Consider the following 8,411-nt stretch of genomic DNA (forward strand, 5'->3'; position numbering starts at 1 on the left):
ATGAATTGTTGCCATGGCTGATGCAGCATCGCGTATTGGCCGACGATGAAGTGCGTCGCGATCTGCGTCGCTGGGTGCCGGAATATCAGACGACGATGTCGCCGGCTTTGACGAGCGTGCAGTCTGCTCGAATCGGCTGAGGGTACTTAACCGCTGATGTGCTGCGGCTGCTAGTCACGAGTGTGGCAACCGGTTCGAACAACCCAGATCCTGGGGTTTGCTTCGAAGCGTTGCGATTCGTTTTGCGCGCTCCGTCGAAGCGCGCTCAACTATTTTCCTGCATAAGAAACTACCGCAGCGCCACTGTCGCGAAGTATTGATCACGCGACACCACGAACCTTGGATCTGCCTCAAGTTGGTCCAGAGCGCCTGCAAAACGCGCTTTCGCCGCTTCTACATTTGCCGTTGCCGGGGGCCACTCGTGCGCGTCCCAGAGCAGATCGATGAAGGACACCACCACATAATCGGCGTCATGGGCATCAAGCGTTTGTTTGATCGCCGCGCCAAGGTGTCCGGGGTCGCTGGCGAACAGCGCCTGAATGTTCGCGGGCCATGCGGATTGTGCGATCTCGACGTTCTTGTCACCACCCGCGTTGTACGTCTTTGCATTCGCCTCGGCGGCAAGATAGGCGGCAAGGAAATCGTTACCCTGAGGCACGAAGGCGACCACGCTTCTCGGCCGTATCTGGCGTTTGAACGACGCCACCAAAGTTTCATCGACGTTGCGCAACGATTCCTGCCAATGATGCGGCGCTCGCAGTTTCACCCGTGCCGTTGACGGATAAACGATCGACTGAGAAGCCGCCATGTGTGGATTCGGAAGGTTGCAGGCGACCGTCAGCGCGACCAGCACAAGCGCCCAGCCGGCGCGTTGCCGCCGCTCCAGTTCGCCGATCAGCATCGCAAACAGCGCCCACAGTCCGAACAGGCCGAGAGCCAGCCACCGATAGCTCGCGCGCATGTTCTTGAAGCCCGGTACATGCTCGGACAGATACCCGCTGCCCGTGGGCATGACAGCATTGGCGGCTGGCATAAGCGGAGAAAAGTTGCCGGCGACAATATCGGCATGAGGCCGCAGCGAGTGAACCTTTAAGGACGGTCCCAGGGAAAGATAAGTCCCCACGATCGCAATGGCGAGAAAGGCAACGGCGATTTTTTGACGTCTGACGACAAAAAAGCCAAGGCAGCCAAACAATCCGACGAACAGTGAAAACGTCGTTGTCCACACCGACGCATCGCCGTAATAGAACTGATCGTTTCGATCCAGGCCCATGCCAAGGTGGTCCCAAAACCAGAAGAGCCCTTTGGTGGGAAAGATCAGCATGGTTACGTCGACTCCCCAACCGCGGAAAATGTCGAGCGAGTCAGGCGTGAAGGCTGGAAAACCGAGGAACGTCACATAGAGTAAATACGCGACCGCGAAGCCGGCGATACAAATGGGCAAGCTCACCACCGCGACCCATCTAAGGCGAGCACGATCGCTCAATCCTTCAACGGCGAGAAAAATGAACGTGGCCAACGCGAACATCACAAACGTATAGCCGTCCATGAATACCGACAGCATCGCGGTTGCAGCGAAGCTCAAGGCGCTGGCAACGAGCGTCGAGGCGCGGGCGTTGTCGATGCGGCACACGCGCAGCGCCTGGTTCAGGTAGAAGGGAAGCAACGCGATACCGATCGAGAGCATCGAGTAGACCGCATGTGCCCAAACCATCGGCATCGTGAGCCATACCGCGGCAACGAAGACCGCCGCACGGTAGCTAAGCCCGATCCGTTGCGCGCAACGAATTGCACCCCAGCCAGCCAGCGCCAGGTAACCGATGGTCATGAACGAGTAGGCATTGGCGGCGCTTAGCGTGGTGACGCGCAGCAACGCGCCTTCCACGAGCGCTCCCGGCAAGCCGAACGCCATAGGTGCAGTGCGCGGGTAACCGAAGTTATGCGAAAACACCGTGAACCAGCCATCGTTCGCGAAGGACTGCGCGAACGACGATACCCAGACAAGTTGCCCCATTACCGGCGCGGAATAAAACGGAATCGAACCATAGATCGCCGCGATAGCCGCTAGCAGCACGACCAGCCAGAAAGCATTCACTCCGATTGCTCGTCGCGTGCGGACGCCAGATCCGGGTGTTGTCATAGTTAAATTGCCGGTAAGGGTTGCGAATCCGCGCGTTATGCCGTGTTGCTACGCCGTCGTTACACCGTTTCGACGAGCAGCCCCGTGGGCCGCCCTGAAAAGCACACCGATGCCGCGAGAAAGAAAGCCAGATCGCCCGCTGCGGTGACGAGTCGTCCGATGAGAATGATCTCGAGCAGATCCGCCTGCCCGAGAACGTCGCGCAACAAAAAAAACAGGACCGCCTCGCGAACCCCGACTCCCGCCGGTGCTCCAGGCGTAACGAGTCCGATCAGCCACGCGAGCACATAAGCGCCGGCAACAGGAACCCAATTCCATTCACCGCCCAAAAGCTTGAAGAGCGTCGCGAAGATGATGCCGGAAAGCCCGAGAAACACGAGTTGAAGCGCAGCGGCCCGTGCCAGGTCCGGACTGAATCCGGTTCGGATGATCACAATAGAACCGCCGGCCGCGAAAGCGAATACGACGAGCGCAGCCCACACCGGCAGGGGAAGAAACAATGGAATCGTCCAGAGAACGAACAGTGCGGCCATGACCGCGATCGTGCCGAGTTCCCACACTAGCGACTTGCCAAGCGGCCACTGCGGCAAGCCCGCCGATGCGCCGAGTGCTTGCCGTCCAGCGAGATGAAACACATTGCCCGGAACATATTTGGCGAGCTGCGATACGCCATATGCCCAGGCGGCCCAGTCGCGGCGGACTGTCACCCCGAGATGCCGCAAGATGTCTCGCCATGCGATTGCCAGAAGAAAGCCGGATGCGCCATACACCAGCGACAAGGCGGCAATGCCGAACCACTGTCCCATGCCGATACGGTTTATCGGCAACCGGTTGCCATAGTCGAACAGCTTCACCGCGACAAATGCAACGCCGAGAATGCCGAGCGCGCTACCGCCCCAGGACAGAGCGCGCTTCAACGTTGAATTCATCTCGGACTCGGTACGCTGGGTACGCGGCACAGCAGCATGGTCCAGGGCAGCGGTGCGCGGATTTCCAGGACATCGAAGTATTGGGACACGAGGGTTTTGAACGCCGAAGCCGACCATCGCTGGATATGACCCGGTGTATTCCCGCCGCTCATCAGGTACTTGCCCCGCGCCAGGTTCAACAAGCTCCAGATCGGCTCGCGCGGCACACTGACAATGACGTACTCCTTTGCTGCAGCCTGCAACGCGCGTAGTGCGTCCTCGGGATGCTCGAGGTGCTCCAGCACTTCGCAGCAAATAATCAGATCGGGTTTCGTCGTCCTATGAGGCAATTCATAGATGCTCTCCACCGAAAACAGATCGGACGCCATGCCCCGTTCCAACGCATTGGCGCGCGCCAGTTCGATGACCTTGCCCGAGAAATCGCTGCCCGTGGATGCAATGCCCTGGTCCGCCCAGCGCATGACCCAATATCCTTCGCCACATCCGATTTCATGAATGGATCGAGGGGAGATCTTGCCGACAAGGTTGGTCAGCGAATTCTCGAACCCCTGCATGAGCTGCCGGACGATGATATTTCTCGATCCGTACTTGTCGAAGGTATTTCCCACGACAGTGCCGTTCTCGACCATTCCTTGCGAGATCTTCATCAACGAGTGCCTTCTTTATTCCGGTTCAACTCAGGAGCGTGTGACCGCGCGCGGTTTTTCCGGGCGATGCGGCACGACAAGGGCAAAAGTGTTCTTGCCGCTAGCGGGTGCGGCCGACTCCGAGCGCTTCGCGGTGTAGCGGATATCCTCCAGAAGCTTCCGGTTGGTCGCGAGCAGTTCAGCGATCACCGCCGCCAGGAGCGTCTGGATGCCCATGCCGGCAAGGATGGACGCAAGAATGAGCGACTGGATATGGCCGTGCCCTTCGCCGCCAAAATATAAGGCCAGGAATCGCAGTCCAGGCACAAACGACGCAGCCAGCAAGATCAAACCGAGCGTGCCAAAGAAACGGCCAGGACGGTAGATAACGAAGATCCGGCAGATGGTGAGCATCGACCTGAATACATACGACGGGATGCTCTTAACAAGCCGCGACGGTCGAAGATCGGGATTGACACGAATCGGTACAGAGACAACAGCCATGTTCTTCTGGCCAGCCTGGATGATCGTCTCGAGGGTGTAGGTGTAGTCGCTGAACACGGTGAGACGCTGGGCGGCATCTCGACTGAACGCGCGGAATCCGCTTGCGGCATCCTCTACCGTGGTGCGGCTCGCGGTTCTGACAACCCAGCTACCGAGCTTCTGCAGGAATTTTTTTGCTGCGGAGAAATGTTCGATCTCACTAATGGGCCGTGCACCGACCACAATTTCCGCAACGCCCTGGCGGATTGGTTCAACCAGCGCAGGGATATCGCGGGCCTCGTATTGATTATCTGCATCGGTATTGACGATGACGTCCGCGCCCAATCGCACGGACGCCTCGATGCCCGTCATGAAGGCACGCGCAAGTCCTTGGTTGCTGGTATGGCGTACGACGTGATCTGCACCATGTCTGCGCGCGATGGCGGCCGTGTGGTCGGCACTTCCGTCGTCGATGACCAGCCACTCCACCTTGTCGAAGCCTTTGACCTCGCGGGGTAGCGCGGCGAGCGTAATCGAAATCGTTTCGGCTTCGTTGAAGCACGGTATCTGGATAATCAACTTCATTGTCAAACCTGGGAAAGGACACGAGCCGCTACGGCCAAGCGACATTCATTGTCGCAACAACTCAAAGGAAAGGCGTGAACCGGCCGTCCAATGTCAGGGCGGTTACACGCGCTCGCCTTAGAAATTAAGGGGCGCACTTTAAAACAAATTAAATGCTACGCCTAGGTGTCTGCTTACAGCAGTTTGGGCCGCTTTGTCGTAATTCTGATTCCGGCGTCCCACTAATTGCGCGTCCACCATGCTCTGTTCTACAGCGCGCTGCAATAGAAATAACCCTGCCAGCTGACCGCCGCTCATGCTTGCCCTGCGCGTAACAAAGATGCATTTCTTACCTCATTCAGTAACGACGACTTGCAATTAATGCTTGGGTCAGCAACGGTCGTTGTACGTGCCTGACAGAGCGTGCTCGCGCCTGTATTCGCGGCGCTGGAGCCGAAGCATTAGCAGTGCTTGGCATTTGATTCTGTCCAATCATTGCAGTTGGCATGTTTGTGCGCCGGAATGATTTGCACTTGATTATCTAAGTACCAATCTTAGCCAATTGTGACGATGTTATGGGTCAAATTTCATCGCCAATTTAAAGCGGCTTGACTCGTAATAATCCGTAACCAATGCAGAAATATATGCAGCTTAACCGGGACGCCAATATTGACGGTGCTTTGGCGCCGACGCATTAGCATGGACGCCGGTATATCACCTTCATCCGGTATTTTGAGGTAACGTTTGGCATAGTGTTTGCGCTGTCGCCCCAAGCATAAGTTCGCACCTGGCGTGGGAAATCGGACTTTGTTGAGCGAAATGATCGGCGCGACCACGTCCTCCTTTGTCAGGCGATACCGACAAATGATCGAGCCTCCGCGGCTCGCCGGGACCATGTGGCCCACAGCCTCGGCAGGCCGCCTCCGTGGACGCACGCGCATGCGTCCAGCTATTGCCATCCGGCGCAAAGGAGTGAGGCTTGTTCAATATCTATCGCTTTAGACACGACGGTTCGATAATCACGTACAAGTGGCTTTCTGCGAACCGCTCACTGCATTTTTGGTCGATTTCGGGAGTGCGCAGCACCATCGCATATTGAGTGCCGTCTTTCATGTCCGCGCCGCGCTGCCATGATATTGCCCGGGCGTCGAAAGGGTGCTGGAATGCCGTCAGGGAGATCATGGAGTTGCCCATACGCGGCAGCGAGCTGTCGTCAGCGACCAAATTTCCCGGAACGAATTCTGGCAATTCGTAACTGGCGGCGTGATTTGCGTACGCCATGGCGGTCAGAATCGGAGCCACGGGCGTGTTGAACCCCTTCAAGACAAAGAATGAAGCGAACCCCGCCAGGAGCGGTGCGGATATTCCCGACGGCATCTTCCTTTTGCTCTCCGGGAAACAGCCTGTGATTGCCCGAACTGCATTCATGATGCCGAGGGTGACGACAATGAACATGTGCTTCTTCACTGCATACGCCGAGCCGTCGCCGTGCAGCTTGAGCAGCGCGAACTGAAGGATGGCCAGGAAGGCCGCCGCGATGACGGCAGAGCCTAGGACCGCATCGACGTAGGCCGCTCTCCCGGTCAGCCGCTTCCACAAGCTGAATGCCCCAATAGCAGCGCACAGGATCGCCACCAGCATCAAACGGTTGTATCCCAACACGAGATCCCCGTCGTTGGATGCGATGTTGCGCATAACCGCAAATGCCGGATTCGTCAGAACGATTGCAATTGAAGCCACTACAACGATTAGCAATAGAACAATGTTTCTTGCCGGCAATGCGTTTTCTTCCTTCCAGCGTTCCACCGAATGAAATGTCATCAGAACGCACCCAGCGGCCAGGGTGTGAACGGCCACAAGCGGCTGGATCCACATTGAAATCGCGCCTGCCAGCAAGAGGGTGACCGCCTGTTTCCAGTCATTCCGGTTGTTCGAAACCCATAGGAGAACCGCGAAATACACCGCATCTGCGACCAGTTGGGGGTAGAAGAAATTGGCGACTACTTCCCATCCGATCTGCGAGCGAGTGAATCGCAGCGCGAGGAAGGCGAGGGCGAATAGCAGTACGTTGGCCGGCGTGCTGGCTCCTACGAGATAAGCGATAAACAGGTAGCAGAGATAGGCGGAGGCGATCGTGATGATGGTGATGCCAACAAGTCCGGATCCTGTAATCCATCCGATTACCGCGGCCGCCCAGTGAGCGGCCGCTGGGTATAAGGCCATTGCACCGATTCGCTGGACAGATTCAGGACGCACCATGGCGTGCTTCGTGATCTCATCGACCAAAAGGAAATGCTGTACGAGATCAAAGCTACTCGTCGTGATATACCTGCCAAACAAAAAAACCAGAAAAGAGAATATGCAGATGCCAAGCAACACGGGGCTTGATCGATGCCCTTCTTTATTTACCATTTCTATCTGTCCTGTTGAAGCATCTGCGGGAGCGCTCCGACTAGTCATCACACCGCGCTAGCAACCGCTACGGCGAACAGCATTGTCATTGCCGCTCTCTGCTGTGTTCATGGTTTCACTCGTTTGATAGTGAGATGACGCCGCAAGGATCGCCGCGAGCTCTGGCGTCACTTCGTAGACCGGGCGCATCTCAGCACCTTTAGACAATTCCCACTGCCACCCCCACTTCCCATCCCTGAGCAGGCGCGATTCAATGGGCTTCACCGCCGTCCTTTTTCGCGTTTATGGCTCCCGTGGTGGCTCGCGGTTTCGGTGAAGACGGGCAGTCTAGCGTGAGGCGATATTCCTTCCAAGTTTTTCTACTAATTTCAATATCTTACCGATTACGCGCCAAATGCAATCGGGTCTGGCAATTTAATAGTTATTTAGAATGTTAAGAAACGCATTTCAGACCGTTAAAGCATTTGGATTCGTTGAGCACATCGATTCTCCGTCCGAACCCGGTACGTTGTGCGTGAAGGAAAGGAAAGGGGGCATAAGCGCTAAACCCAGGCGTCACGCGCCCCAATAGGGTGACATTTGCACTTTTTAACATCTTATTGAGATGACGGCAGGCATAATCGTCGACTTTCAGGCGCCTGATTTATCCCCGCTTTCGTGGGGAAAAGTTCACCTGCGGTTGGGCTAGGCACCCGGCATTGCTCAATGCCTGGCATCGATAGGCCTTCCGGCCTTGCGAAATGCCGTCCGTTTTTTTGGGGCACTCTCGAGGTAGGTTCATGCGAATGATTCGGTACAAAGCTTCGTGGTTATCAGCCGGCGCGTTTGCGTTCGATGTTTGCGCGGTCGCCGGTACATGGTTGGCGGCTTATGCCATTCGTTTCAATGGCGCCGTGCCAGTTGACTTCGCGCGTGGCGCGCTTTCCGCACTGATGTGGGTGTTGCCCGTCTACGCGGTGATGTTTCGTGTGTTCGGGCTGTATCGCGGCATGTGGGTGTTCGCGAGCTTGCCTGACCTTATTCGTATTTCGAAGTCAGTGGCAGTTGGCGCGCTGATCGTGATGATCGGTGCGGCGATGTTGCAGCCTTCGCCCATCATTCCCCGCTCTGTGCTGATCGTGTCGCCGTTGCTGCTCTTCCTCACGATGGGCGGCGCACGTGCGTTGTATCGCGCGATTAAAGAGTTCTATCTGTACGGTGGGTTGATCGGCAAGGGCAAGCCGGTGATCGTGCTGGGCGCGGGTACGGCGGGGGCAA

General features: G+C 56.9%; 5 protein-coding genes and 1 pseudogene. 1 reads left to right on the plus strand and 5 read right to left on the minus strand.

Going from position 1 to position 8,411, the window contains the following annotated elements; translation table 11 throughout:
* Positions 1-289: 289 nt before the first annotated feature.
* From M0D69_RS42805 to M0D69_RS42825, 5 genes are all read right to left on the minus strand, one after another.
* Positions 290-2,095, minus strand: coding sequence for a hypothetical protein (locus tag M0D69_RS42805; protein WP_301787840.1), 1,806 nt, complete (start codon positions 2,093-2,095; stop codon positions 290-292).
* A 104-nt stretch (positions 2,096-2,199) separates the two neighbouring features.
* Positions 2,200-3,069, minus strand: a complete 870-nt coding sequence (locus tag M0D69_RS42810; protein ID WP_301787841.1) for a hypothetical protein — start codon at positions 3,067-3,069, stop codon at positions 2,200-2,202.
* Entirely contained in the window at positions 3,066-3,716 is a 651-nt protein-coding gene (locus tag M0D69_RS42815; RefSeq protein WP_301787842.1) for a bifunctional 2-polyprenyl-6-hydroxyphenol methylase/3-demethylubiquinol 3-O-methyltransferase UbiG, read from the minus strand. Before M0D69_RS42815 ends, M0D69_RS42810 begins: the two co-directional genes overlap by 4 nt.
* Positions 3,717-3,746: 30 nt before the next feature.
* Positions 3,747-4,763, minus strand: a complete 1,017-nt coding sequence (locus M0D69_RS42820; protein ID WP_301787843.1) for a glycosyltransferase family 2 protein — start codon at positions 4,761-4,763, stop codon at positions 3,747-3,749.
* A gap of 969 nt (positions 4,764-5,732) precedes the next feature.
* Entirely contained in the window at positions 5,733-7,154 is a 1,422-nt protein-coding gene (locus M0D69_RS42825) for a hypothetical protein (RefSeq protein ID WP_301787844.1), read from the minus strand.
* Between the two features lie 785 nt (positions 7,155-7,939).
* On the opposite strand from M0D69_RS42825, the pseudogene M0D69_RS42830 reads away from it, so the two are divergent.
* Positions 7,940-8,411 (plus strand): annotated as a pseudogene (locus tag M0D69_RS42830) (polysaccharide biosynthesis protein); the annotation flags it as partial.

It is taken from the genome of Caballeronia sp. SEWSISQ10-4 2 (assembly GCF_030464885.1).
In the GTDB taxonomy this organism is placed as follows: Bacteria; Pseudomonadota; Gammaproteobacteria; order Burkholderiales; family Burkholderiaceae; genus Caballeronia.

Coding starts and splice junctions, on each gene's coding strand:
- M0D69_RS42810 (WP_301787841.1), bottom strand. CDS start 3,069: ATGAATTCAACGTTGAAGCGCGCTCTGTCCTGGGGCGGTAGCGCGCTC.
- M0D69_RS42815 (WP_301787842.1), bottom strand. CDS start 3,716: ATGAAGATCTCGCAAGGAATGGTCGAGAACGGCACTGTCGTGGGAAAT.
- M0D69_RS42820 (WP_301787843.1), bottom strand. CDS start 4,763: ATGAAGTTGATTATCCAGATACCGTGCTTCAACGAAGCCGAAACGATT.
- M0D69_RS42825 (WP_301787844.1), bottom strand. CDS start 7,154: ATGGTAAATAAAGAAGGGCATCGATCAAGCCCCGTGTTGCTTGGCATC.